This window comes from Pyrolobus fumarii 1A, assembly GCF_000223395.1.
Taxonomy (GTDB): domain Archaea; phylum Thermoproteota; class Thermoprotei_A; order Sulfolobales; family Pyrodictiaceae; genus Pyrolobus; species Pyrolobus fumarii.
This window is the reverse complement of record NC_015931.1, coordinates 727011-751909: the sequence shown is the minus strand read 5'-3', so window position 1 is coordinate 751909 and position 24899 is coordinate 727011. Positions and strand designations below refer to the sequence as shown.

The 24899-nt window shown below is 53.5% G+C and carries 23 protein-coding genes and 1 tRNA gene; 19 read left to right on the top strand and 5 right to left on the bottom strand.

Annotated features, from left to right (window positions below; genetic code table 11):
* Positions 1 to 154 precede the first annotated feature (154 nt).
* The 3 genes from PYRFU_RS03965 to PYRFU_RS03955 all read left to right on the top strand — a co-directional run bounded on the left by PYRFU_RS03965 (position 155) and on the right by PYRFU_RS03955 (position 1501).
* Complete coding sequence (locus PYRFU_RS03965) at positions 155 to 850, top strand: B3/B4 domain-containing protein (protein ID WP_014026349.1); 696 nt, start codon at positions 155 to 157, stop codon at positions 848 to 850.
* Positions 835 to 1272, top strand: a complete 438-nt coding sequence (locus PYRFU_RS03960; RefSeq protein ID WP_014026348.1) for a hypothetical protein — start codon at positions 835 to 837, stop codon at positions 1270 to 1272. The genes PYRFU_RS03965 and PYRFU_RS03960 overlap by 16 nt, the downstream gene beginning before the upstream one ends.
* 123 nt (positions 1273 to 1395) lie before the next feature.
* A tRNA-Phe gene (locus PYRFU_RS03955) sits at positions 1396 to 1501 on the top strand.
* Positions 1502 to 1512: 11 nt separating this feature from the next.
* On the opposite strand, the gene PYRFU_RS03950 is transcribed toward PYRFU_RS03955, so the two are convergent.
* Positions 1513 to 2739 carry an MFS transporter gene (locus PYRFU_RS03950; protein WP_014026347.1) on the bottom strand — a complete coding sequence of 409 codons (1227 nt, stop codon included), beginning with the start codon at positions 2737 to 2739 and terminating at the stop codon, positions 1513 to 1515.
* Positions 2740 to 2834: 95 nt separating this feature from the next.
* Positions 2835 to 3734, bottom strand: coding sequence for a DUF2797 domain-containing protein (locus PYRFU_RS03945; RefSeq protein ID WP_048191544.1), 900 nt, complete (start codon positions 3732 to 3734; stop codon positions 2835 to 2837).
* 68 nt (positions 3735 to 3802) lie between these two features.
* Here PYRFU_RS03945 and PYRFU_RS03940 point away from each other — a divergent pair, with 68 nt between their 5' ends.
* Together PYRFU_RS03940 and PYRFU_RS03935 are read left to right on the top strand one after the other, a co-directional pair.
* Positions 3803 to 4708: an RIO1 family regulatory kinase/ATPase domain-containing protein gene (locus PYRFU_RS03940; RefSeq protein ID WP_014026345.1), complete on the top strand. Its 906-nt coding sequence runs from the start codon at positions 3803 to 3805 to the stop codon at positions 4706 to 4708.
* A 128-nt stretch (positions 4709 to 4836) separates the two neighbouring features.
* On the top strand, positions 4837 to 5184 hold the full coding sequence (locus tag PYRFU_RS03935; RefSeq protein ID WP_014026344.1) for an ArsR/SmtB family transcription factor: 348 nt from the start codon (positions 4837 to 4839) through the stop codon (positions 5182 to 5184).
* 109 nt (positions 5185 to 5293) lie between these two features.
* On the opposite strand, the gene PYRFU_RS03930 is transcribed toward PYRFU_RS03935, so the two are convergent.
* Complete coding sequence (locus PYRFU_RS03930) at positions 5294 to 6139, bottom strand: KaiC domain-containing protein (RefSeq protein WP_048191543.1); 846 nt, start codon at positions 6137 to 6139, stop codon at positions 5294 to 5296.
* Positions 6140 to 6252: 113 nt separating this feature from the next.
* Between PYRFU_RS03930 and PYRFU_RS09885 the strand changes: the two genes are divergently transcribed.
* From PYRFU_RS09885 to aroE, 4 genes are read left to right on the top strand one after another with little or no spacing between them, the layout of a single operon-like run.
* Positions 6253 to 7929, top strand: coding sequence for a metal ABC transporter solute-binding protein, Zn/Mn family (locus PYRFU_RS09885; protein WP_052296929.1), 1677 nt, complete (start codon positions 6253 to 6255; stop codon positions 7927 to 7929).
* 6 nt (positions 7930 to 7935) lie between these two features.
* Positions 7936 to 8394, top strand: a complete 459-nt coding sequence (locus PYRFU_RS03915; RefSeq protein ID WP_014026341.1) for a CopG family ribbon-helix-helix protein — start codon at positions 7936 to 7938, stop codon at positions 8392 to 8394.
* Positions 8363 to 9469: an ABC transporter ATP-binding protein gene (locus PYRFU_RS03910; protein ID WP_244403872.1), complete on the top strand. Its 1107-nt coding sequence runs from the start codon at positions 8363 to 8365 to the stop codon at positions 9467 to 9469. The genes PYRFU_RS03915 and PYRFU_RS03910 overlap by 32 nt, the downstream gene beginning before the upstream one ends.
* On the top strand, positions 9453 to 10328 hold the full coding sequence (aroE, locus tag PYRFU_RS03905) for a shikimate dehydrogenase (RefSeq protein WP_014026339.1): 876 nt from the start codon (positions 9453 to 9455) through the stop codon (positions 10326 to 10328). The genes PYRFU_RS03910 and aroE overlap by 17 nt, the downstream gene beginning before the upstream one ends.
* On the opposite strand, the gene PYRFU_RS03900 is transcribed toward aroE, so the two are convergent.
* On the bottom strand, positions 10289 to 11995 hold the full coding sequence (locus PYRFU_RS03900; protein WP_014026338.1) for a M28 family peptidase: 1707 nt from the start codon (positions 11993 to 11995) through the stop codon (positions 10289 to 10291). The genes aroE and PYRFU_RS03900 overlap by 40 nt on opposite strands.
* A gap of 91 nt (positions 11996 to 12086) precedes the next feature.
* On the opposite strand from PYRFU_RS03900, the gene PYRFU_RS03895 reads away from it, so the two are divergent.
* The 7 genes from PYRFU_RS03895 to PYRFU_RS03865 all read left to right on the top strand — a co-directional run bounded on the left by PYRFU_RS03895 (position 12087) and on the right by PYRFU_RS03865 (position 20851).
* Positions 12087 to 12803 (top strand): fibrillarin-like rRNA/tRNA 2'-O-methyltransferase, encoded by a 717-nt coding sequence (locus PYRFU_RS03895; RefSeq protein ID WP_014026337.1) that lies wholly within the window; start codon positions 12087 to 12089, stop codon positions 12801 to 12803.
* A gap of 88 nt (positions 12804 to 12891) precedes the next feature.
* Entirely contained in the window at positions 12892 to 13869 is a 978-nt protein-coding gene (locus tag PYRFU_RS03890) for a hypothetical protein (RefSeq protein ID WP_014026336.1), read from the top strand.
* A 5-nt stretch (positions 13870 to 13874) separates the two neighbouring features.
* On the top strand, positions 13875 to 14624 hold the full coding sequence (locus PYRFU_RS03885) for a hypothetical protein (protein WP_014026335.1): 750 nt from the start codon (positions 13875 to 13877) through the stop codon (positions 14622 to 14624).
* Positions 14625 to 14887: 263 nt separating this feature from the next.
* The gene (locus PYRFU_RS03880) at positions 14888 to 16888 is read left to right on the top strand and encodes a multiheme c-type cytochrome (RefSeq protein WP_014026334.1); all 2001 of its coding nucleotides are present in this window, start codon (positions 14888 to 14890) and stop codon (positions 16886 to 16888) included.
* Positions 16889 to 17018: 130 nt separating this feature from the next.
* Entirely contained in the window at positions 17019 to 18749 is a 1731-nt protein-coding gene (locus PYRFU_RS03875; RefSeq protein ID WP_014026333.1) for a hypothetical protein, read from the top strand.
* Positions 18750 to 18842: 93 nt separating this feature from the next.
* Positions 18843 to 20114, top strand: coding sequence for a cytochrome c3 family protein (locus PYRFU_RS03870; protein WP_014026332.1), 1272 nt, complete (start codon positions 18843 to 18845; stop codon positions 20112 to 20114).
* Positions 20114 to 20851, top strand: coding sequence for a hypothetical protein (locus PYRFU_RS03865; RefSeq protein ID WP_014026331.1), 738 nt, complete (start codon positions 20114 to 20116; stop codon positions 20849 to 20851). Before PYRFU_RS03870 ends, PYRFU_RS03865 begins: the two co-directional genes overlap by 1 nt.
* Before the next feature lie 216 nt (positions 20852 to 21067).
* Here PYRFU_RS03865 and PYRFU_RS03860 read toward each other — a convergent pair whose 3' ends face one another.
* Positions 21068 to 22402, bottom strand: a complete 1335-nt coding sequence (locus PYRFU_RS03860) for a TIGR04013 family B12-binding domain/radical SAM domain-containing protein (RefSeq protein WP_014026330.1) — start codon at positions 22400 to 22402, stop codon at positions 21068 to 21070.
* Positions 22403 to 22639: 237 nt separating this feature from the next.
* On the opposite strand from PYRFU_RS03860, the gene PYRFU_RS03855 reads away from it, so the two are divergent.
* The 3 genes from PYRFU_RS03855 to PYRFU_RS03845 all read left to right on the top strand — a co-directional run bounded on the left by PYRFU_RS03855 (position 22640) and on the right by PYRFU_RS03845 (position 24892).
* Positions 22640 to 23278 (top strand): class I SAM-dependent methyltransferase, encoded by a 639-nt coding sequence (locus PYRFU_RS03855; protein WP_244403894.1) that lies wholly within the window; start codon positions 22640 to 22642, stop codon positions 23276 to 23278.
* Between the two features lie 67 nt (positions 23279 to 23345).
* Complete coding sequence (locus PYRFU_RS03850) at positions 23346 to 24083, top strand: DUF973 family protein (RefSeq protein WP_014026328.1); 738 nt, start codon at positions 23346 to 23348, stop codon at positions 24081 to 24083.
* 170 nt (positions 24084 to 24253) lie between these two features.
* Complete coding sequence (locus tag PYRFU_RS03845; protein ID WP_048191539.1) at positions 24254 to 24892, top strand: HAD family hydrolase; 639 nt, start codon at positions 24254 to 24256, stop codon at positions 24890 to 24892.
* The last annotated feature ends 7 nt before the right edge of the window (positions 24893 to 24899 follow it).

The following is a 24899-nucleotide window of genomic DNA, read 5'->3' as shown; positions in this document are numbered from 1 at the left end:
ACTTCCTCGGATCAATGTTTTTAATTCGGTGATGGTTGAGCTTCTCCGTGTGAGTGTGGATGAGCTAAGGGGGCTCTCTGCTTCTCTCCACGTACAAGAACTAGGGTCAAACTAGTGGGTTGTGTGTTGTGAAGGTAATAGTGGTGGCAAGAGGTTGGCCGGCAGGTATGAGGGTATAGTGCGGGTCGAGCCGGAGGCTAGCAGCCTAGGAATATACGTCTACTATGGCGTGGTTATCGGTGTCCATGTAGAGGCTTCACCAGCTGAACTTCTCCAAGAGTTTGACCGTGTAGCCGAAGAGCTTAAACAGGTATATGGTAGGCCTGAGGAGCTAAGCCGCGACCCGGTCATCCAAGCGTATCGGAAGTTCTATTGGCGCATAGGCATAGATCCTACCAAGACTAGACCTGCGGGTGAGGCTCTGGCGCGGAGACTGTTAAGAGGCCGGGGCTTGCCGAGCATAAACAACGTCGTTGATGCAGGTAACGTCGTGTCAGCTAGGCTCTTCGTGCCAATCGGAATCTATGACCTTGACAAGTTCGAGCCTCCTGCGCGTATAACGTTGAGTCGTGGTGGTGAGGTGTTTCGTCCGATAGGCGGGCGCGGAGAGGAGAAGCTCAAACCGGGTATCCCGATAATGGTCGACGCCAAGGGCGTTGTTATGCACCTCTATCCTCATCGTGATAGTATAGACACATGTGTTAAAGACGAAACTAGAAGCGTACTTGTTGTCGCTGCGGGTGTTGAAGGTGTGCCACGCGAAAGAGTCGAGAAAGCAGCCCGCGATACACTAAATCTCATAGAGAGGTATGCGGGTGGCGAGGCACATGGAGTATGGCGGAGCCCCTAGGGAAAGCAGTATCACTAGCCAGGCGTGGCGATAAACTCCTAGAGGAGGTGCGCAAACTCAGTGACAAGAGCCTCTCGATTATACTCCTTGCGTCTGCCGTAGAGGCTTATGCCGGTGCAATACTTGCATCCTCTCCAAAGAGACGTAGAAGAGGCAAGCTATGTAGTCTCTCGACAAAAAGAATGATAAGTATGGCGCTGATGGACGCCAGGAAGCTACAGGTGATATCACAAGAGGATATGGCTAGACTTAAGAGTATTTTGCAAGCGATAAGGTGTGTCAGGAATCATGCGTTACACCCCTGGGAGTGGTGCCTAGAGCGCTGCCGCGATGTAGACATCCAAGACGCGATTAGAGCTGTTGAGGCTTTTCGCGAAGTGACGTGGAAGGTTCTCAGGTTACGAGGCTTGGATCGACAATAACGTAATGCATGGTGTATTATGCAGTGTTTTGTGTGTAATCGTGTGGAGTATCACGTAGTTTCTCAAATCCGAGGGGAGTAATGTTATAAAACCGGACCTCCCACAAGCCATCAATGGTACAGTGCCGCCGTAGCTCAGCGGGAGAGCGCCCGGCTGATCCGCACACCCAGTGAGGGGTGCGGGGCCACAGACCGGGAGGTCCGGGGTTCGAATCCCCGCGGCGGCACCATCCTCCTCTCCTCACCTCTTACCCCTAGTGAACCATGCGTATAGCGTGGCTGCTGCTATCTCCAGTACGGATGCTATTGCAAAGCATAGCCTCACACTTGTGATGTATGATACTATGCTGGCACCGGCATCTCCCATAACGAGACCTGTTGCGCTGGCAGATTGTGCTATTCCGAGCCTTGTCCCGCGTCCACCTATCCGCAGCTCGAGTGCAACAGTATTGAGAGATGTGTTTAGAATGGCCCATGTCAACCCGGTCAACATGTATGTTAGTGCGGCTTGGTGTTGTGGAGGGAGTATATGCTCTGTCACTAGAGGTTGTGCGAACACTAAGCTTCTCGCCAGAAACGCCATTATGAGAGTATTGTGTGCGCCTAGCGCCTCTATTAGACGATGAGCAACGAGGAACGTTAGAGATGATGCGAGCGTGTGTATAGATGCGTACAGCATAACCTCGTCGTATGTTAGCCCTCTCTCCTCTACCCAGTAGTAGGGCAGCATAGTGAAGAAGAAGCTTATCCCGGTGAACCCGGCTGCGATGCTCAAGTAGAACCATAGTAGTGGTGGTGCGCGGAATAAGCGTCTAATGTCGGCTATGTGGGGGAACCGTGCTCTCATGATACGCTCGTGGAGGAGCCTTATGCGGGCTTTTATGACGGGCACGCTGTGCTCGAGGGTTGTCGGTGGTGGCGGGAGTAGCCTAGTGGCGAGCGTCAATACGATGGCAAGGCACAGCGTTAGCATGATGGCGGCTTGGAGGCCGTACGAGCGTGTAGCTAGCCAGCCTAGTAGGTAACCCATAAGCCATCCAGCTGCTGACGAGAAACCGTAGTACTTCGAGAGAAGTTCTTCAGGTCTGCGTCCTTTGCCTACACCCAGGTCAACTATGAGCGAAGAGATGTTCGGTATTGCTAACCCGCCTGCTATGCCAAGCAATAGCTTCCCCATGAGCGCTAGGATAGCATTGTGTGTGGTTAGTGAGGCGTACAGCGTTAGGCCGGCGAACAGCATCAACACCGATGATACGGCTATCGTTAGTCTACGCCAGCCTAGATCGCCAAGCCTTCCAGCGCTAGGAGACACCACAATGTAGAACGCGTCGTATAGTAGTGCAGCCAGGCCTATGAGGTAGTCCTGGCCACCAGTGTCGAGTACAACGAGAGGCGCTAGTATGAAGAGTAACGCGTGGTCGGCATACCATAGTATGCTCGTCAACGTCGCTGTGATCAGGGGCTTCATGTTTTGGTCAGCCGCAGTTCACACACTGAAGCCGAGAACTGATAAACCCGGATATGAGAGTTTGATAATCATACTAGTATATTAAATGAATCTTCTCATTGTTGAGCGTTGATAACTCGATGTATAACCGCATCGCGGGTGACGCCTACGAGGCCCGAACTCATCCTAAAGACGAGTATACCGCCCCAAGTGCAGAGATACTCCAAGTGTCCTCTGGGCAGCTCTCTCAATGGCGAGAGGAGTGGTTGAACGGGACAGTCGAGGGGTGTTAACGAGTAAGCTTCGAAGTATCCGCTTAACCCGAGCCTAGCTATACCCTCGGCGAGACTTCTCGCAACTACATCGTACCCTCGTTTTGATAGCAGTGAGGCGCGCATACGAACACTCCTAGACACGCCAATACCCTCGCTAAAGCCCCTAGTGGATGCTAGCTTCTTCTCCAGTTTTCGCGCTTCAAGAGCGCTTCTCAACCTCGCTATTACGGCAGCTGCGAGATGAGGCTGCTCCAGGAGTCTCGTGTAAAACCTCCATGCCCTCGTGACGCCAATCTTAAAGCCTGCGCCGTGATACACAAGATACACTATATACTCCTCGTCCGGCCAAAGAGCATCTATGGCCCTGCATGCGTCAAAATCGTTGCTCGCGGTGCACCTCTCGTAGAGTGCAAGTGGAGACGAAAGGTGGCGGGCACACCAACCTCCCTTCACAGCTATAGCGTGACACCAGCGTTGTTTGAGAGGCTCGCCCCTAGGCCCCTCATGGTACCGGCACAATCTAGGCCCAAGGCTTCTAGCATGGAGACGCCAACCTCTCCCGACTTCAACCAGAGAATCGTTGTCCTCGACCACTAGGCTTGCATCAACATGGTAGACGTGTAGTTTGATATGCACGGTGTCTCTGGTTGCGAAGAGGGTATACGGCCTATACTCTAGCTCGAACGTGTCGACCTCCTCCAGCTTGGGGTATAACGCGCGGATAACCACACGGCTAGTCATTAGTGGCGGCACCCGCTTGGGTAATTGCCTGGCGGTGGCAGCCACTAGCGCTTCGGGTGGAGTAGGTAGTGGTCATACTTGCACTGACCTACAAGAAACTCGTTGACCGCGACTTCCGAGTGTTGTACGCCGTGGAAAGGGAAATGCCGCGCTACGAGTATGTCCCAGTAGAGGTTATAGAGAGGGTTTCCGGCCTCCCATCTAGCCACGTCAAACTGAGCCTCGACAAGCTGAACAAGTTGAAGCTGTTGCAGAGAAGACTAGGTGCTTACATAGGCTACAGGCTAACGTGGATGGGTTTCGATATACTCGCGTTGAAAAGCCTAGTCGACCGTGGCATCATAGAGGCTTTGGGTGACAAGCTGGGTGTTGGAAAGGAGAGCGATGTCTATTCAGCGCTCGCGCCTGGAGGAAAGCGCGTCATCATAAAGTTCCACAAGATAGGAAGAACGAGCTTCCAGCACGTGGTTAAGTTCAGGCCCTATGCCGCCGAGAGACCATGGGCAAGCTGGATGTTCGTGGCTAAGCTTAGCGCGGAGAGGGAGTATCGCGCGCTAGAGGAGCTGTTCAAGGTTGGCGCGAGAGTGCCCAAGCCGATAGCGAGGAGTAGACACGCTGTCGTCATAGACTATGTGGAGGGTGTCGAACTCTACGAGTATAGAGAGGCGCAGGACCCGGAGGGGATGCTCGAGAAGATACTCGATACTGTAAAGAAGGCGTATCTCGAAGTGGGAATCGTACATGGAGACCTAAGCGAGTATAACATACTCGTGACGCTCACAGAGGAGGGCGAGGAGGAACCCCTCATAATAGACTGGCCGCAGTACGTTGAGAAAGACCACCCCATGGCTGAACACCTGCTCCGCCGCGACGTGGAATACGTCGTGAGGTTCTTCCGAAGGAGGTTTCGCGTCACACTCGATATCGAGAAGGCTATCAAGTTCGTCAAGGGCGAGGTCGAGACACTTTGGTAAAGGGGCTCCAGTATTAGCCTCGGGTGGTGGGAAAATCGTGTAATCCTTAATGCGGAACTCAGTAAGCGTTATTATACGGTAAAGCAACTGTCGAACATGTAAGCGAGAACGAAGAGGTAAGTCGAACCATGGCTACAGTCGCGGGAGAATTGGAGGCCCGAAGAAAGCCTGGCATCTACGAGGAGAGGGATACACTCGTAGTAGTAGGCGACGAGTACATACTAAGAGTGGCTAACGCGCTATCGAGCCCTACGAGACTGAAGATACTCAAGCTACTCTTGCGCACAGAAGCCGATGTGGGAGAGATAGCTGAACTGCTTGGTCAAAGCAAGGCGAATGCAAGCGCGCAGATAAGAAGGCTGGAGGAGGCAGGGCTCGTACAGACCGAGTATAAGCCTGGCTCTCGCGGCGTACGCAAGATATGCAAAGCGCCGTACAGAAGGATACTGCTAGTGCTGGAGCCCGGCGAGGAGTAAAGCGGCGTGAAAATGTAACTCGCTATCCCTGTCCCTCGACACACCCCCATCTTTTGAGGATACGCGAAGAATATCATAACAAGTAACTATTGATATCCTCGCTCAGGGCTTAGAGTATCGTCTCGCTCTCCTCGCTACCAAGAATCTCCTTGCGGCGTCGCGCCTCAGCCTCCAGTATCCTCTCAACAACACTGCGTGGCAACGCGTAATCCTCCTTGCGGTAGGGGGTTGGCTGCTTCACTCTCATACCGACGCCATCAACAATTTCGATCTCGTGCATGCGTAGATCGTGTTGTGTCTGACGCATCTTCTCTATTATGACGTAACGGCGTAGAACCCCACCTACTACGGCCTTACGGAAACGTATGATTCCGTCCGCCACGTGCTCTACGCCGAAACCGAAACCCAGGCTTGTCGTTACAGCGTATTGCGCCACAAGAAGTGCCGTGAAATCCCAACGGTATAACACGCGCTTCACATAATAGCTGTACTTGCGCGCCATAGCCGGCTTGTCGAGCCAGAATGCACTCATAGAGTCAACCACTAGTCTCGCTCTGCCGCGCCCCAAGCTCTTCTTAGCCTCTATAACTTTCTCTACGAGCGCCTCAGGTGTGAGATCCCTTAAGCTCCAGGGATCGTCTCTGCCTCCCATGAGCGCATCTATGATTATGAGGCGGTTCTCCTCAATAGCTCTCTCGAAATCAAAGCCGAACTGTGCAGCTTGCTTGATAATAGACTCTCTAGACTCCTCTGTGGTCACATAGATGTTCTTGTCGCCCTCGCGTATACCCTGAGCTATAAAGTGTATACAGAATATCGTTTTGCCCGTGCCAGGCTCGCCTACGACAGCCACGAAGAAGCCTCTCGGAATACCACCCTGTATCATCTCGTCTATGCCACGTACACCAGTTGATAGTCGCTCTATCTTTACACGGTGCAAGACCACACCTATCATGTGTGTACGGCTGGCACCCGCATTTACGCTACCTTCTTGCCTCTTGGGGGTCTTGAGGCCGTACACACATTGATAAGGAGGTAAAGAGGGATGTGCACAAGGGTGAGGTAAGCATGAGAGTAACAGTGACGCTGTTGATAACGTTATTGCTCGTACTGTCCTTGTCGCAGCATGCGGCCGCTGATAGAGGCGTATACATCATAGTTACTTTCCCTAGCCTAGCTCAGGAAGTTGAGCAACTGTTGTGCAAAGGCGATAGGGTTGATAGTATAGTCCCGCCCTCTGTGGACCCCCACGAGTATCAATTGTCGCCTAATGACATAGTCAAGCTCGAAAGTGCGGACCTGATCATATCCACCGGGCACGCGCCATTCGAAAAGCGTATCGAAGAGCTTGTAGAGAAGGGGGATATCAGTGCAAAGCTCGTTGTTATATGGCGTGTACCTGGGGTAAGACTCGTCGAGAACCCGGTGACTGGCAGGCCAAACCTCCATATGCCCATCTATGACCCTCGTAACTACATCGCGTTTGTCAAGGTATTGGCTACGGAGCTTGAGAGGCTAAGACCGGAGTGCGCAAGCGTGTATCGAGAGAAAGCTGCGATGATAATCTCTAGTGTCGAGGCGCTTCTAGAGAACGCTCCTAGGCTCGATGTGGACGCTGTGGCTGATACACCTGTGGTACAGTATGCAGTTGAATGGCTAGGTGTGCGTGTGAGGATAGTTCTCGTGCCCGAGCCGGGTATGCCCACACAACCCGTGCTGTACGACAAGAGTGTTGAAGTGTTAGAGGATGGTGGTGTAGCCGTCGTAACCAAGCCTGTAAAATCGCCTGCTTCTCAAGAGCTTGTGCGGTTGGCTGAGAGTCGTGGTGCACCAGTTATCCTCGTCCCATCGCCATCAGAGTTGGGTACTATACCCGAAAAGCTAGCCTTTATTGTCAATCAGATTCGGGATATTCAGAAACGCGGATGGGTGGCAGCGAGTGCCAACCTGGTCCCCGAGGTTGTAAAGTGGTTCCTGGTTGTGGGCGGTGCTTCGCTAGCCTTTGGTGTGCTGAGCGTTGTAGTCGCGGCGCGAAGATTGTACTTCCTTGCGGCGGGGCTCCCGCACTCTAGTTTACTCGCAGCTACGTTAGCGATACCAATCTCCATGGTAGTTGGTGGCCCAGAGTACCTCTGGGCAGCGTTGATAGCTGTTGGGATGGTTCATGCTTTTAGCGTGCTAGTGGAGAAGGGTATAGATCCTGATGTAGCTGCTTCCGTCTACGTCTCTGCTACCGCGTCAGCCTCCGTAGCTGTGATGTACTACGTGCTTACGAGATTCCCGTTGCAGGCTGGGCTTTGGGCGTACATCCTGGGCGACCCGCTACTAGTAGGCATGGAGGATGTGCTGGTGGCGCTAGTAGTAGCCGCACTGGTCGGGTCGGTGGTTATACTCACTTACCGAGAGCAGGTGTGTATAGGGTTAGACCCGAGTAGTGTGCGACTCGCGGGTCTACGCGTGAAGCTCTACGACGTGTTGTTTATCTCGGTGTTAGCGGCGGCATCCGTTCTGCTGTTACGCACGGTGGGCTTCGTTGTGGAGCATGTAATGATATTATTGCCAGGCGCAATAGCGTCGACGATCGCGCGGGGCATGTGGAAAACGCTAGTGCTCGGTGTGCTCGTGTCCTTAACTGCGGGTATAGCTGGGTTAGCGTTAGCGATAACAGCGGGTGTTGCACCGGCTGCCGCAATAGGGGGGTTGCTAGTAGGGTTCTATGTGGCCGCTTTAGCCGCGAGAAGGTGAAGCGTGTTGGCCTCGCAACAGGCTAGGAGAAGGCGTTTCGGAGTATCAATACCAGCTGATTTGGCGGCAAGCCTTGATACTCTAGCAAAGCTGCTCGGAAAGGATCGCTCTAGCTTGATAACTGAGGCGCTACGGACATTCATACACGACTATGTGCATCTTGCAAAGCCTCATTATTGTCGTGGCGTGATAATAGTCTGGTCGAAAGAGGGTGAAACGAGTAAGCTTCGTGAGATCGTAGAAGAATATATGGATGTTGTGCGTGGGCATATGCATACACATCTAGACGAGTATTGCATTGACTTGCTTGTGGTTGCTGGCGAGTCTGATAGGATAACGAGCCTCGCTAGGAGCATTCTCTCGTTGCCGGGTTGCACAGCGAGGTACATACCCCTCAGCGTCTTGCAGTTGAGCGGGGAGCGTGAAGCATACCGTGGCGGGGAGCGAGAGGCTCCTCGTAGTTAAGAATCTCAAGGTGTACTTCCCGTTACGTAGGAGTCTAACGGAGATAGTCAAGAGGAGGCCTCCGCGCGTTGTACATGCGGTTGACGGTGTTAGCTTCGTGATACATCGCTCGGAGTTCTACTGCCTCGTTGGAGAGAGTGGTTGTGGTAAAACCACAACGGGTAGAGCCATACTACGCCTAGTGCCGATCACTAGTGGCGACATTTACTTCAGGCCGAGGGACGAGATTATAGACGCTCTTCGAAAGTTACTAGGTGGAAAGAATGGCGCTGTGTTCAGCGACGGGTTTGTCGATATAGTCAGGATACCGGAAAAGGCTATGAGGATCGTTAGGCGCGACATGCAGCTAGTGCACCAGGATCCTTACGGTAGCCTCAACCCGAGGTACAGGATACGCCAGATACTAGAGGAGCCGCTCATCGTGCATGGTGTAAAGGATCCAGGTAAGCGTCGTAAAATCGTAATTGAGGCTCTTGAGGCGGTAAAATTGACCCCGCCGGAGGAGTACATGAGCCGCTATCCGCATCAGCTGAGCGGAGGACAGAGGCAAAGAGTTGCAATAGCAAGAGCGCTTGTGTTGCATCCTAGGTTCATAGTGGCGGATGAGCCGGTATCAATGCTCGATGTTAGCATACGTGCAGAGATACTCGAGTTGTTGAAGAGCTTGCAGCGCGACATGGGTATATCATTCCTCTTCATAACGCATGATCTCGCTACTGCAAGATACGTCTGTGATAGGATAGCCGTGATGTACCTCGGACGCATTGTGGAGGAGGGACCAGCTGACGAGGTGATAGGGAACCCGCGTCATCCGTACACGCGTGCCCTCCTAGCAGCCGTGCCGGAACCCGATCCGAGCAACCGACTGAAGTATCGTGAGGTGCCGATCAAGGGCGAGGTGCCGAACCCGATAAACCTCCCGAGGGGTTGTAGATTTGCACCGAGATGCGTCGCGCTAGACGAGCATCCAGAGGTGCGTACAGCCTGTGAGACTAGAGAGCCTCCGCTAGTAGAGGTGGGAGCAGGGCATAGGACAGCCTGCTGGCTGGTGTCTAACCGTGCTGGTGGGTCCTAAGCGACTCTATGGTCTTATCGGTCACCCCGTGGCTCAAAGCCTCAGCCCAGTTATACACGAGAGTGTCTATCGTAAAGTGGGTGTCGAGGCAGTTTACCTCCTCTGGGACGTAGAGGGGCGCGAGGTGCATTTTGTTGTCGAGGGTTTGAGAAACCTAGCTAACGGTTTCAACGTAACCATTCCACACAAGGAACGCGTCCGGGCGCACTGTGATAGCGAGTCCAGCGAGGTAAGCATCCTCGGCGCGGTAAACACGGTAAAGGTTGAGGGTGCAAAACTCCACTGCTTCAACACAGACGTGTATGGTGTAGAGAGGTGTTTGAGGGGTCTAGCGTCGGACGGGTTTACGATGCTAGTACTAGGGGCGGGTGGCGCAGCCAAAGCGGCGGTGCTAGCCGCGCAGCATCTTGGGGCATCTACAGTCATAATCTCTAATCGTACCAGGAGCAGGGCTGTCCAGCTTGCGGGTATCGCGGAGGCCCTAGGACTACGTGCACGTGTCGTAGCGTGGCCTCCGCCCCGAGAGGCCATAGAGGAGGCGGATGTGTTGTTCAACGCGACACCTCTTGGCATGGAGGGGGTCGGGGGTGCGCCACCAGTAGACACGGATGCGATAAGCCCTAAGCATGTCGTGTTTGACGCTATCTATAAGCCGTTAGAAACGCCTCTAATCCGTGCAGCTAGGGAAAGAAATGCACGGACTGTAGACGGGCTGTGCATGCTTGTCTGGCAGGCGCTTGAGGCAGACCGTATATGGCTCGGAATAGATCCTAGCGAGAAGCTATACCAGGCAGCTAGAAAAGCGGCATTAGAGGCTCTTCAACGTGCAGTTTCGCGGCGTGCCCGTAGCACCTCGTAGGCCTCGACAAGAGCCTCGGCTACACTCCTTGCGGCGTCAACAACAGCGTGTTTAAATGCACTCTCGAGAGCCTCCCAGAACTGGCGGGTTAAGGCAGCACCCCTCTTATACACCCAGAGCTTCACGGGTTGCGGTAACGCTACTGCTAGGTGATCCTCTACGCCGGGGATGACAACGTCGCCAGGCCCCCCTACACGCTTGTCAAGAACTCTCCTAAACTCCTCAAGTACCACTCTAAGCCTGGGTGCAAGCATCGCACGGAACCCACCCGAGTCCCACTTGTAATCACCGAGGAACACGCAGTGGCCAAGTGTCATGTTCACCAGGCGAAATGCACGGTGCAACCCGTCATAGTCTTCGCGTTCAAGCGCGAGACGCGCCTCCTCGGACAGCATGTATACACCGCGGCGGTACTCTAGAGGAGCCTCGTGAGCGATACTCTCCAAGACGCGAATGTAGCCCCTGTAGTCGAGCGCCTTTGGCCCCAGCCTCCCGGCCTCCAGGGCTACTCGGCCAGCAAGCCTCCCAGCCTCGATAATGGCGACTTCATCGGGTACACTTGGGGTATCCGCATCGGTATGATACCACTCAACGTAATCCTCAACGTTGTATAGCGTTGCCGAGGGGACGCCCAGCTTCGCAAACTGGTAACCGTCAGAATAGCACGTCTCGAACTCCTCAACGTCAAACTCTAGCGTGTTGCTAGCTAGGCGCTCCACTAGGCCGCGAACCTCGGGAGTAGCGGCCAGCTTTAACCGCCTCAATACAGGAAGATCGAGGTTCAACGCAAGTACAACCTGGTCTAGCAGCTCGGTATCAGAGAGCATCTTAGCATACCATCTAGAGCCGTACGACCAATACCATGCTGGTAGCATCGGGTCTCCAAACTCCTCAGCGTCGAGGAGTAACGCGCGCAGTGTGAAACCCTTCACACCCTCTCCTCGGATAACTCTAAGCGCCTCGAGGAGTGACACAACACCAGCAAGGTTATCACCAGCGCCACTCAGCCAATGATCGTAATGCGCCATGATAATTATCTCGCGCTCTTCACCCTCATTCAGCAACAGCTCCAGTGTTCTACCCTGACCCTCCCTAATCGAAGCGCTGGCCTCCACGCGCACCCTCATACCCGTGCACAGCTTTACAAGCTTTGAGCCATCCTCGGCTCGCATGTGCACAGCTGGCATGGGGGCTGGTGACGGAAGCCACGCGTAATCCCAGCGCCCGCTGACAACGATACGCCTGAACCTACCGGGCCACCGATCATAAACTATCAGGGCTGAGGCGCCAGCCTCCAACGCGTGTACATAGAGGGTAGTCACGTCATCCGGATCCTCTGGCAGTCGTGCAACAACCACGTCACCGGGAGAAACATGCTGGAAGCAGCGTGGCGTGGTACAGTGCACTTCTACCAGCCTACCAGCCTCTATGCCACCTAGAGTCTGGGGTAGAACACGAGCCTCGAGACGCAACCCACCACACTCAACTATGGCGCCTTCGTCTCTCCACGTGGCCACCGGGAACCTAACAACGCGGGGTGCTGTACCGGTAACCTCCTCTACGAGGCGTGCAAGCTCCTCGGATAATGCTCTCGCCTCCTCAGAGCCCGCAACAGCCTCCCCGAAGCCCGCTAGCCTCTCAAGGACTTGGCGCACGTTAAGTTGCAACTATGGCCACCCCCAAGGAAGCGCCTCGCGCTACACAAGCCGCGATACTATATATAAGCCCTAGTAGAGCCTTGCGAGGTAGGGGAGCATAATGTCCGAGGTAGTAAACATCTACGAGCACGAGAAATACAAGGGCGTGTATATTGTCGAGCTCGAGGACGGCTCTACCAGGCTCGCCACCAAGAACCTCGTGCCGGGCCAGAGGGTCTATGGCGAGAGGCTCTTCAAGTGGAAGGATGCTGAGTATCGCGAGTGGAACCCGTACCGTAGCAAGCTCGCGGCAGCACTCCTAAAGGGCCTCGAGGAGCTGCCGGTGAAGGAGGGTGACCGCGTCCTATACCTTGGTGCTGCGACTGGTACAACACCCAGCCACGTGTCCGACATTGTCGGCGAGAAGGGTAAGGTGTTTGCAGTAGAGTTTGCCCCCCGTGTCATGAGAGAGTTGGTCGTTGTTGCAGAGTCTAGGCCAAACCTCTACCCGATTCTAGGCGATGCGCGCAAGCCACACGAGTATCGCTACATAGTGGAGATGGTGGACGGCATCTATGCGGACGTTGCACAGCCGGAGCAGGCAGCCCTAGTGGCTGACAATGCCGACTTCTTCCTGCGTGATGGCGGCTGGCTACTACTAGCAATCAAGGCAAGAAGCATCGACGTCACCAAGGAGCCCAGCGAGGTGTTCAAGCGCGAGATCGAGGTACTGAAACAGAGAGGTTTCGAGATCGTAGATATGGTCCATCTAGAGCCATTCGACAAGGACCATGCAATGGTTTACGCGCGCTTCCGCAGAAAGAAGTCAGAGCAGTAAGATTTCGATTTATTCTAGCAACAAGCGAGAATAAAATTAACAAAATTATCTCACCGTTTTTTCAAAGAGAAGTAACGGGTCAAGAATAATGGTAGACAAGCGCGGTGTAGTGCTCCTCCTGCTAGTTGCGCTGGCCGCGAGCAACGCTGTTTGGGCAACACTCTATACTCAACAAGTGAACAAGTACAACAAACTCCTCGAAGCTTACAGCAGCCTTAACGAGACGTTTACGCTACTCGCTAAACGTGCCGCAAAACTAGAGGATAACAATACAGCCCTGCTACTTCAGATAAAGACGCTGCGCGAGCGATTAAGGAGGCTCGCAGAGCTGGTAACAACAGCTAATGAGACTCTCAAAGAGGCGCTCGTCGTCACGAGGATACTAGAGAACCTCAATGCGAGTATAACAGAGTTGTTCAAGCTAACATATCCCCGGGCATACTACACGCAGGATGTTAGACAGTACGTGACCCCAGGTAGGGTTGCAGATATAGTAATGGAGGTCGTTGGAGTCCCCCTATTCAACCCCAAAAAGGCGCTGAAACACATGGAGATGCTCTATAACTACACGGTCAGGGAGGTGAAGACGAGCCCCGACCACCCATTTGTAGTAATAAGTGACGTGAAGTACGTAGACATGAATGGAAAGAAATATGTATATGCATTCAAGATAAAGAAGACCGATAACTATATACAAACACCGCTTGAGACTTTGATACGCAAGGCTGGCGACTGCGAGGACAAGGCTATCCTCCTAACAAGCCTCTATCTAGAGTATCTCGGTAGCTTTGGAGACGCCTGGGTCATGTGCTTCTTTGGTAAAGAAGGATACAACCATTGTGTGAGCATAGCATATGTCAAGCCTCTAAAGACATTCGTCATCGCAGACCCTACGCTAGAGTTCTTCGAGACGAGCAACAGCGTCAAGAATGGCATTGACAAACTATTCGCCTATATCGGTCTAAGGTGGAGCGACATTGACACTGTTCTAGTATTCAACAACAAGGTATACCAGCGTGGCGACATATACACCGTGATGGACTACCTTGAGAACATTGCGAGGTGATAGCCGTGGAGGCTAGGCGCAGCGTCCATCCTATAGTAGCGGTCTCGGCAATCCTGTTGATACTGATACCCCTGGTGTACATGACGAGCTTCGCTAACAGCCGCGAAATAACAATCCACATACTACATGCGCGCATGGGCCCAGTATACCAGAGATTGACGGATAACACTACAATCGAGGTATACGCAGACATATACTATCCTGACACTCTATACCTGCGGCCTCCCAACATACTAGGAGTTGTCAACGTTACTGTACATGTCAACTGGACTGGCCCCTGGGACGGAATAATCACAATACAAGTGGTAGACCCAGGATATCGGATAGACCCAACACTCTTCAAACCAGTAGAGTCTATGTGGGAGTGGGGCGAGGGCGGAGCAGTAATAGGATCCGGGGCCTTACATGCTGCTATAAGGCCTGTGTACGAGAACACGGTTACACGCCAAATATCGATAATAGCCCATGAGCGATACTTCAACGCGACTCCTGGTGTACACGAGGCTCAGTACTTCTTCAAGATACGGCTAGCGCTTTTCGACAACGAGACTGGCCAGAAGATACCAGGAGGTGACATCAACATATACACGACGTCCGACACGGCACCCACAGTAAACATAGTTGTCGTTAGGGAGGAAGGTAGAGATAATAATACAATGTTAACATCAATGCTGCTCAACGTCGCATTGGCTGTTGGTGCAGCGCTAGCCATCTACACGGTAGCCGACTATATCTATTCTCGTAGGAAAAAGTGATTTTTCCAACCTTGTGTTTTTATGTTGAAGCGTGTATGCTTGTCTACCTATTCGTGATTGCGTGATAATAATACACGTTGAAGCCGCGATCATGTTTTGTACATGACGTAATCGCGAACACCCCTCTCTAACCTTAACAGAAATTAACGATTTGAAATTAACGTGTGTTTTTGTGAATAGATTGCTCGCGTAAAGTTTTGTTTAAATAGTCGCATATTGTGAACAATCAAAGACATGGAAAAGTGACGGCGGGTGTCTGGGGTATGAGACGCGTAGCACTAGCCACCCTATCCCTATTCATTGCCCTACTACTAGCCAGCGGCATCGCTACTGCAATGACCTTCGAGTGGGGCGACTACATCAACCTGGCGGGCGTGAAGCTGACGAAAGAGTCGCAGGACTGTGTCGAGTGTCACCTGCGTGCAACACCATTCATCGTCTACGACTGGTATAAGAGCAAGCACCGCATAGTGGGTGTAGGCTGCTACGAGTGTCACGCAGCCCAGCCCGGTACCAGGCCAGACGTCTTCGAGCACTATGGCTACTACATAACGCTCGTAGTGACTCCCAAGCAGTGCGGCCGCTGCCACCCATCAATTGCTGAGGAGTTCCAGAAGAGCGTCCACGCCTTCGCAGGCCTACACGCTTACGCGCTATCCGAGTTCCCAGCATACTGGACCATCGTTGCGGCACAGTTCGGCTGGACTGAGGACTTCAAGCTACCCAAGGAGTACATAGTGACCGAGTGGGTGCCAGAGATCGTCCGCGAGTTCACCGGCGACAACGAGTACGGTAAGGAGGTACTCTATGGCGATCCAACCAACGCGATCATACCCTACAACCCGCTAGGCCTAGACATCGACAACTACAGGGTTACCAAGGCGCTATACATCTGGGGTATCAGGGGCTGTCTAGGCTGCCACGGTGTAAGGCTAGACGTCAAGGATGCATTCGCCTACCCGAGCCTAGACGAGCTAATGAAGTACATGAAGGAGGGTAAGGCGCCAGACAAGGTGATCTTCGACCCAGCATTCGTCACCAACCACGGCATTGGTCGCGTCAACCCGGACGGCAGCCTAGGCAGCTGTGAGGCGTGCCACCCATACCACAGCTTCAGCGTCAAGATCGCTAGGAAGGGCGCCTACCAGGCCTGTGGCCGCTGCCACACTGGCCCAGACCACCCGAACGACGAACAGTGGAGCAAGAGCGTCCACGGCGCTATCTTCTGGGGCGAGGCTGAGGACTGGGACTGGGACAAGCCAGTCAACAACTGGGTGCCAGGTCGCGACTTCAGGGCGCCAACCTGTGTAACCTGCCACATGGCTGCGGTGTACAACGAGAGAGGTGAGGTCAAGTACGCGAGCAGCCACGATGTTGCGATCATCAGCAAGTTCAAGCTAGGTCGCTGGCTAGTCACACTACCAAGGCTGCCAGGCCTACCAGACCCAGCCTTCCCAGGCGCCACTGCCACACAGCCAGCAGTCTTCAAGAGCCCGACAACCGGCGAGGAGATCAAGCTAGTCTATCCGGAGCCCGACTGGAAGGCTAGGAGGCAGCGCGCTATCGACATGTGTGCCCAGTGCCACACGAAGAGGTATGCTGCCAGCTGGCTAAAGACCTACGACTGGATGATCATACTAGTCGACTACATGAGAGACAAGTACGTGCTAGACATAGTAACGAAGCTGCAGGAGAAGGGCCTCTTCACGCCAATGGACAAGTGGATAGTGAGGAACCTCGGTGCCATGGCTAACAGGCCGACCAAGATGTCTGCAGCCCACTTCGGCCCAGACTTCGTCTGGTGGGAGGGCATAATGCACTTCGCCGAGAAGATCGAGGAGTGGCTAATCGACCTATACGAGAGGCCAGCGATCCGCAAGAAGGCCCCAGAGATAATCGAGGAGATCGAGCACATACTGCCATGGCTCAAGGAGCAGTTCGAGGGTGAGACTGGCGCAACTGGCGCGACTGCCACCATGAGCAAGGTCGAGAAGGAGCTGGTGGTTAGCGAGATTGAGAAGACAGTCAACACCCTAATAACTCAGCTACCAGAGGTCAAGGAGTACGTCAAGAAGATTGAGGGTAGCGAGGCTAAGGAGGCGATTGTGAAGCCGCTAGTAACCGACGTCCCAGTCAAGACCGACGGCGCGGTTAAGGTGCTAAAGGTCGACGTTGGCGAGGAGGGCGGCAGCACCAACGCTCTTGCCTCCCTACTAGCGCTAGCATTCGGTATGGTCGCGTTCGCGGTCAGGAGGGTAGCCTAAACAAGCGGCATTGTGGTTAACCCCATCCCCACTTCTTTTTTACATACGCGTTACGTTTTTCTCACAAAACATTCTACATGATAGAAATACTTTTATGTACTATTTTCATAATTTTTAATGGCTGAAGTGTATGGATGTCGCTTTCACGTTGGCGCTACTCGCCATAACCCTTGAGTTGATTATCGTCTACCACGTTGTACGAGGAAGAAGAGTGCCTAGTGCAGTATTAGTTGTAAGCCCCGTAGTATTGGCAATCCTCGTCGTTATGCTTGTGGCTGGTCCATTGTCTCAAGTGACACCGCTTCACGTAACGCTCTTCCTGCTAGGTATCCTCGTAGCATCCCGTTTAGGTGGAAGCTACATGCCAGGAAGTATAGCGGCGATCTCCGCTGGCATAGCATGGCTCCTTGGAGGCGGGCTGGTAGAATATGATGCTCGTGGCGCAGGCATTCTTGACATCATAGTGCCTCTCGTGTATCTAGTTGCTGGTTTTGCAGCTGGTAGTCTTGTAGCCCGGAACGACAAGATTAAATACACTGTGATCCTATCCTCGGGAGTGGCATCTGCTTGTATACTAGGAGTGTTATCAACGTGGATGATTCTTACCACGCGCATCCATGTACCGCTGGTAGGTGAGCCGCTAGTAGCATTGATGTTGGTTGTAGCCTCCCTATGTGTTGTCGGTGGTTGCGCGAGCAGAGCCAATGTCGGTCGGGGGGTCGCTCTTGCATCAATGGGTGTGCTCTCCTCACTAGCTCTAGCCGGCTACACTCCGTACATGAGGGTCTACGGGTCTGGCATCGAGGCGGTGCCCGGCATTGTCGGTGTCGCTGTGGGCGCTTGGACTATACTACCAGTTTTAGTGCGTAGGGAGGCGCGTGTAACGCCCAGCGACTTACAGCTAATCGGTTTGGGTGTAGCCACGCCCATAGAAGCGGTAGCTCCAGTGCCTCTAGTAGCCAGGGCTGGTGCACTGCTAGTTACGGTCATGGGTATAAGCCTGGCGGGTGTAGCAGCCAGCATAATGAGCACTAGGAGAACTAGACTAGCAGATATCCTGCCTAAGGTCGGCATCTGTGTGGGTGTTCTAGCTCTCCTAGCCCTCCTGGCAGCCCCACGTGTGCCTATAGCCGTAGAATGTAGCGTCAAGCCCGTTTCGCTAGGCGAGACCGGGCCAGCGCCGATACCAGACACTAGTATAGTCCACTACTTCTATCCGTTATACTGGGGCGTGATAAACCAGACAATAGTCTACTCTTGGCTTGCGGGCAGCGTTGGAAAGGAGGCTGCGTTGGAATTCGCGCGGTTTACGCACGTGTTGCGTCTTGCGGCTGAGGCAAAGGGTATCAACGTATCTGCACTGAATATATCCTCTAAGCATCCTTCGAGCATACCGCAAATGATAGTAGAGATAGACTGTCTAGGGACTAGCTTAGTACTCCCGCCGGCGGTTGCAGCCTGTCCGTCGAGCATCACGCCGAATGGAACGTATGTGCGTCTAGACCTGTGGAGCTTAGAGTGGCTAGACAGCATCGAGCTCAGCAAGAACGAGTCATGTAAGCTAGCAAGGGACTATCTCATCATGCTCTCTGACCCGAAGTTAACAGGTAACGATGCGCTACGTTACGCTCTCTATACAGCCATGGTTGTCAGCTGGGGTGAGAGAGGCGACCTGACGGGCACTGCAAAACTACTGTTGAACTACGCGTTCTCGAAGAACGCTAGCATAGAGTATGTGAATGCCGTAGTAACCGTGTATCGCGTGCCTCTCGCAGGCCTTCTTCATGCAGTTGGTATAGCGGGTATTATCGCTGCCCCTATTCTAGAGGGTGTTGCGATTAATCGCAAAGAACGCAGTTAAAGCTACTTACTTAAAGAACGATGGAAAAATTTGAGTATAAGCATTATTTTCTGAGACAAACTGGAGTAAAGTAGTTCTAAGGGTGTGGATGCTATGACGGCAAGCGTTGCTACGAAACTTGTGAAAACAATCTTGATAATAGCTGTGTTTGTAGTGGCTATGTGGGGGTACTGGAAGGCTACAATACCAGGGTACTTTGAGAGCGTGTCGCTCTGCAGCGAAGGCTGCCACGACACGAAGGTTCTCGATCCTAAGAACATAACCGGGCCGTTCTGGTGTATCGGGTGCCACGGCTTCGGCGTAAAGAGCGAGATACTTCCAGGCATACCCTTCTATCGCGACGTCAAGTTAGAGCACCTTGTTGAGGAGCATGGAGAGTGTCTAATGTGTCACCGTGTTCCTGGAGAGTTCCACTGGAAACACCTAGAGGCTAGTGAGGAGGAACTAGCGAAGATGGGACTCGCGCGCCCGGTCCAATGCGTGGATTGTCATGTTAATGCGTACCATGGTCACCACACGGATAAGCCACGCAATAAGGTCTGTTTGAAGTGTCACGATGCGGCTGAGATACACGGTGATATGGTCAAGACCATACGCGCAGCCTGTACCGCGTGTCACTCTGAGAGCCCCGTGGTGCCTGCTGCGCAACTAGCGCCAAACGCCACCAGCTATGGAGGCGTCAACATGGCTGTAGGAATGCTGATGGAGAAGCTGGGCTTCACATATAGACCTGTGAACCCATGCCTCGCCTGCCACACAGAACCTCTAAACGATGGGCACCAGAAGCACTACGGTAAGGAGTATGAGCATAGGACAATAGTGTGCATCGACTGCCATCTATCCGACATGCCTCACGGCTGGAAACCTGGTATCGACATTTGTGTCGAGTGCCACGACCCCCGTAAGACTAAGCTACACGACAAGTATGAGGAGTTACAGGATTGTAGTAAGTGCCATAGAGGCTTCGTGGCACCGAATGTTACATTGGTTGCTCTCCGCGGTTGTAAGGGTTGTCATGGTGACACCATACGTGAAGCAGTGAGCGTGGGGTTACACCTTGTACATGCAGCGGCTTATAGTTACAACTGTAGCGTATGCCACGAGCCCAATCCAATCAACCATACTGTCTTTGTAAAATCGGCAGCGGATGTAGAGCTATGCGGCAAGTGCCACGACGAGTATGGTGGACTCAAGAGTGACGCTCTGCGTGGACTAGCTATGCACGCAGCACTTGTAAGCGGCTATGGTATCATGCACGAGATGATGGTCAAGAAGGCTGATGGTAATTGTTTCGAGTGCCACTATGAATGGCATCTCGTCCAGACTCCACGAGTTGTTTACGTGTATGAAGGGGGTGAGAGGTGATGAGTGGGGTGGAGGCTCGGGCTCGTTCCGAGTATAGTTGGGTCTCCGAGCACGTAATGCCAAGGATAGTGGCGTTGTTTGATTTAGTGCTAAACCTTAGGGTCTTGTTGAAGAGGAGGGATGTTGGCGAGTGGCTAGTAACCTGGCTGTTATACCTAGGCATAGTCGCTGCAGCATTAACGGCGATAATAGTTGGTGCTACTAGGGGAGTGATCTACGCTGCTAATACCGTCCTGCGTCCACACGCGTTGCCCATAATCTCGCCAGAGCTAGAGAAGTTCTTCATAAGCTGGCCTCAGCTAGCCATAGGAATGGGCTACCACGCTCACATAATAACCGGGCTCTACTTCGCGGCGCCAGCCTACACGGCTGCCGTGGTGGGCGCCTATCTACTGCGCAGTAAATGGCTAGAGCGAGTCCTGTTTCCAAGAGGATACACGGGTAGAGACATACTAGACCACCTGCTGTTCATAGCGACGTTGTTAACAGCATGGGCGGTGGCAATCATAGGCCCGTACCTAGCATCAATGAATGCGCTAGCTCCGGGGCTTCAGGCGCTAGCCCCACACATAGCCGTGGGCTCTATCTGGCTGATATACTCGTTAGTGTTTAGAGGTCTAGCCTACCGCACCATAGGAACAGCGCTAGCGCTGATCTCAAAGATACTAGTCAACCGTATACCAAAGACACTCGCCGATCTAACAGAGGATCCATGGGCGAGCCTATTACTGAAATAAGCCCTTGCCTCATATGACACGTTTTTCTATGCCGGTAGTTATTCTCCTCATCCTCTTAATTTGCTTGGTGGTAAAGGGTGAGCAAAGCATACGATGGTATACAATGGAAACTAGCGCCTTTTACACGGAGTATATCGCTTGCAGCAGATATGTTTTGAAGTCGATACTAGGCCGGTAGCTAGACGCGCCTCTGAAGAGAGATCCAGAGCAGTTGGGTCACATACTGCCGGGCCTTAGTATGGCGTTGCTCCAGCCGCGTAGCCCCTGTATCAACCCCTTACGGTAGAAATCGTGTATCAGTTGAGCAAGCTTCTCCTGCTTCTCCCACTGACCATAAAGGCCGCCAAAGCCTATTAGCCTGTGTATCTCCCGGCGCAGCCACTGTGGTATCCTACCGCCCGGTGCTGATTCCAACGGTGTCCCTGGTAACGGCATGAAGGTGTGTGCGTGTACACGGCCACCAAGCTTGACAATCTGTTTCATCAGGTTGAGGCTCGCCTCTATGTCTTCTCTAGTCTCGCCGGGCAGACCGAAAATGAAGTCCACCTCGGGGCGGAAGCCGTGCCTCACTAGCACATGCACGGCGTTTAGCACGTCCTCTGGCGTGTGTCCCCTATTCAGCAATTTTAGTATCCTCTCGCTGCCAGACTGGGCGCCTATAATCACGCGCTTGTTTGCGACATAGCGTTTTAACAGCCTAGCCGCCTCGTCGTCAACGTACTCTGGTCGGACCTCGCTAGGGAAGCTACCGAAGAATATGCGTGCGCCCTCGCGGCTACCGACTCTGTGGATAGTCTCAAGCAGGTCGCCGACAAGATCTAGGCATCTCTCTCCCCTTACACGCTCCCCATAGCCAAGCGCGTTCGGTGTGATAAACCGTATATCTCGTAATCCATGCTTCAGCATTATCCTCACGTGCTCCAGTATACTCTCTATACTCCTGTGTCTCTCCCTACCACCATGTATGAACCAGGTTTCGCAGTACCTGCAGCCCCAGTGGCAACCCCTGGTTATCTCGATGGGTGAGAAGCGGCGTCTCCACCACGGGAAGGACCAGTACTCGTCAAGGTTGATCCTGGGCCGGTGGCCAGTATACACGAGTCTATCCTCTTCGAGGAATGCGACGCCCTTAACGCGAGTGACGCCGTCCCAGCCTTCCTCGAACCACGCCTCTACGAGCAGGGGTAGTGTAACCTCGCCCTCACCGACAACAACGGCATCAAAACCAGTCCGTAGCGTGCCGAGAGGGTCGCCAGTAGCGTGGGGCCCGCCTGCAACCAGAAGGAGCTTCTCTCCTGCCACCCGCCTAGCCTTTGACACAAACTCGCGTATAGCGCTAAACTCTGTGACGAAATGCTCGGTCATGAGAGAAACGCCGACAACTATACGCTCATAGCGTTCGACGATCCCGGTCAGAGTGCTAAGCGCCTCGCTAAGCCACCTAGATACCATGACATCTGCTACGCGGGCAGCGTCAAGCGACGCCACAAGAGCGTTAATGCTATACTTGGTGTCACGATGCTCAACAAGTATAACTGCGCCTCTAGGCACGTTGGTACACCCTCAACGTTACCCTGGTAGAGTGTAGTGGCGAACTCCCGTATCCGTATTGTTAGGCGCGGGGTGCCCGAGCAGGACCCGGCTTCATCCCGGGCTCGGCATAGCGGCCGGTGTCAGCCGGGCGTCGGCCGAGGGGCGCAAGCCCCCGGCAGAGACGTGTTGTGCACCCTGCTCTGTTTAACGTTTGGCTGTAGCCTCTTGCATCTTGGGAGCGGTTGGGCTTTGACCGTGGACAGGCCTGAAGTGCGTGTTTTTGACGAGTACTGGGCTAGATACGATGAATGGTATGAGCGTAACCGCGTGCTATACGAGAGCGAGGTGAGGGCGGTTGCAAAGGCGTTGGAGGGTAGCGAGACGTTACGTGCTGTCGAGGTTGGGGTAGGGACAGGGCGTTTCGCCGCTAGGCTAGGCGTACTGCTAGGCATCGACCCATCTTTGTCCATGTTGGGCCTTGCTAAGAGGAGGGGCGTTGACGTTGTACAGGGTGTGGGCGAGACGCTGCCACTGCGAGGCAATAGCCTGGATGTAGTGCTACTGGTTGTCACGCTGTGTTTCGTGCGTGAACCTCAACGAGTGTTGACAGAGGCTGCTAGAGTGGCACGGAAAGTCGTAGCGTGCATAGTACCTAGAGACTCGCCGTGGGGAGTGATGTACAAGACGCGTTTGTCTCGAAATCCGTTCTACAAGTATGCGCGCTTCTACACGGTAGGCGAGGTAGCAGCGATAATGAAAGGAGCAGGGTTAAGCGTGGAACGTTGCGTATCAACGCTATACACGAATCCCCCGGGGCCACGTGATGTTGAAGAGCCTCGCCTCGAATGTAGTGAGAGGGCAGGGTTTGTGTGCATAGTGGGTACTCATAGGTGAGAACGTTGAGCCATAACTCCCTTTAGTCACCTACTGGTATTACAACATGGTATAGAGGTGTAGCCCAGTGGCTATAACATCAGAGACGGGAGCCTTAGGAAACGATAAACACAATGCGCTGCGTGAGGGTCTCGCGGCGCTGCGCAGAGGAGCGCTATACAACATAATCTCCTTCGTGCTTATAGTGGCTGGCGGGGTGTTCATGATAGCGAGTTCCTTAGCTGCGATGGGCGGCATTGCTGTGCCTGCAGAAGCGCCAATGGGGCCAGAGCATGCAACCCGGATAATCGGTAGGGTCCTCCTGGCTACAATCCCGTATTTCGCCGCAATAGCCCTTGGGCTTGTACTCGCCATCCTGGCATGGATTGTATGGCGTCGTGCTGCAACACACCTTTCACTGTACGACCCTAGCTACGGGATAGGCGCCACCGGAGCACTCCTCGTGCTAATCGGGTACGTGATAATACTATTGTCAATAGTGGTTGCCATAGCTCTGGTCAGTAGCGGCGTAGTCGGGCTTGCACTTGCCGCCTTTGGTGGGATGTTCCTCGGCGCATTGATAAGCTTCATAGGTGGAGTAATGTTCGCGATAATGCTCCTACGCCTTGATAAGATCGAAGGAGGGTTGAAGATAGCAGGTATCTTGCTGCTCGTAGGCATGGTGCTGTCCATCTTCAACATGTCGGTTGGTGCTGCACTACTCCTGGTCACATCCATACTAGTCTACTATTACTCTGGTATAGCTCTCTCGAAGCTGGAAAGCGGTCAAACTGGTGTTGTATCGAGCGGGGCAACCAGCGGGTGAAGCGAGCCAAGGCTCGTTGTATGAACCCAAGCTTGTTTTTAGGCAGGCGTGTTTTACCGCTAGTCAAGAACACGGGATGAGGAGGTCCTCCCGGGCGGGAATCCTGAGGACATGCCTATGCTGAACCCTGGCTTTACCGACCGGCACGAGCCCCAGAATGGGTGAGAGTTTTGAAGCTTGGCGTGGCGTTTGATTTCGATGGTGTACTCTACGATACCTATTGGTTCATGCCTAGTCTACTAGCCGAGTTGGCAACAGCGTTACGCCTGCCGCCGGAGATTCTCCAGCATCTCGAGGATATAGCGGAGTACCTTGGTGCGTGGGATAGGAGGAGAGCCTACAGTGTGTTCAACTTACCGCCGTTAATCCATGACGTCATATGGGTGTCGAGGGTAGCCCTGGGGAGGCCCACTGGTGTTGTCGACTTGTTGTGGAAGTTGCGAGGTCTCGGCGTTAAGCTGTACATCGTGTGTGGCGCGGATGCGACACGCGACGAGAAGATGAGAAGAGTGGAGGCATACGGGGTCAACATGTTGGTTGATAGGGTTGTAGTGTATGAGCCCGGGGGGCTAAGGGACGCGCTGAAGAACCTAGTGGAGGACGAGCATCTAGATAAACTCATCTACGTGGATGATAAGCCGGGCAACACGTGTATAGCTTCTAGCGTGGAGCGTGTCGAGTCTATACGCTTCGCGTACCGCCCTCCATATCCGCGTGGATACGCCTGGAGTGGATATAGTTGTGGTGAGAGGGTGGCGACGCCGGAGGAGCTTTTACAAGCCATACTCGACTTGATAGCGCGGCGCTAAGGGCGGG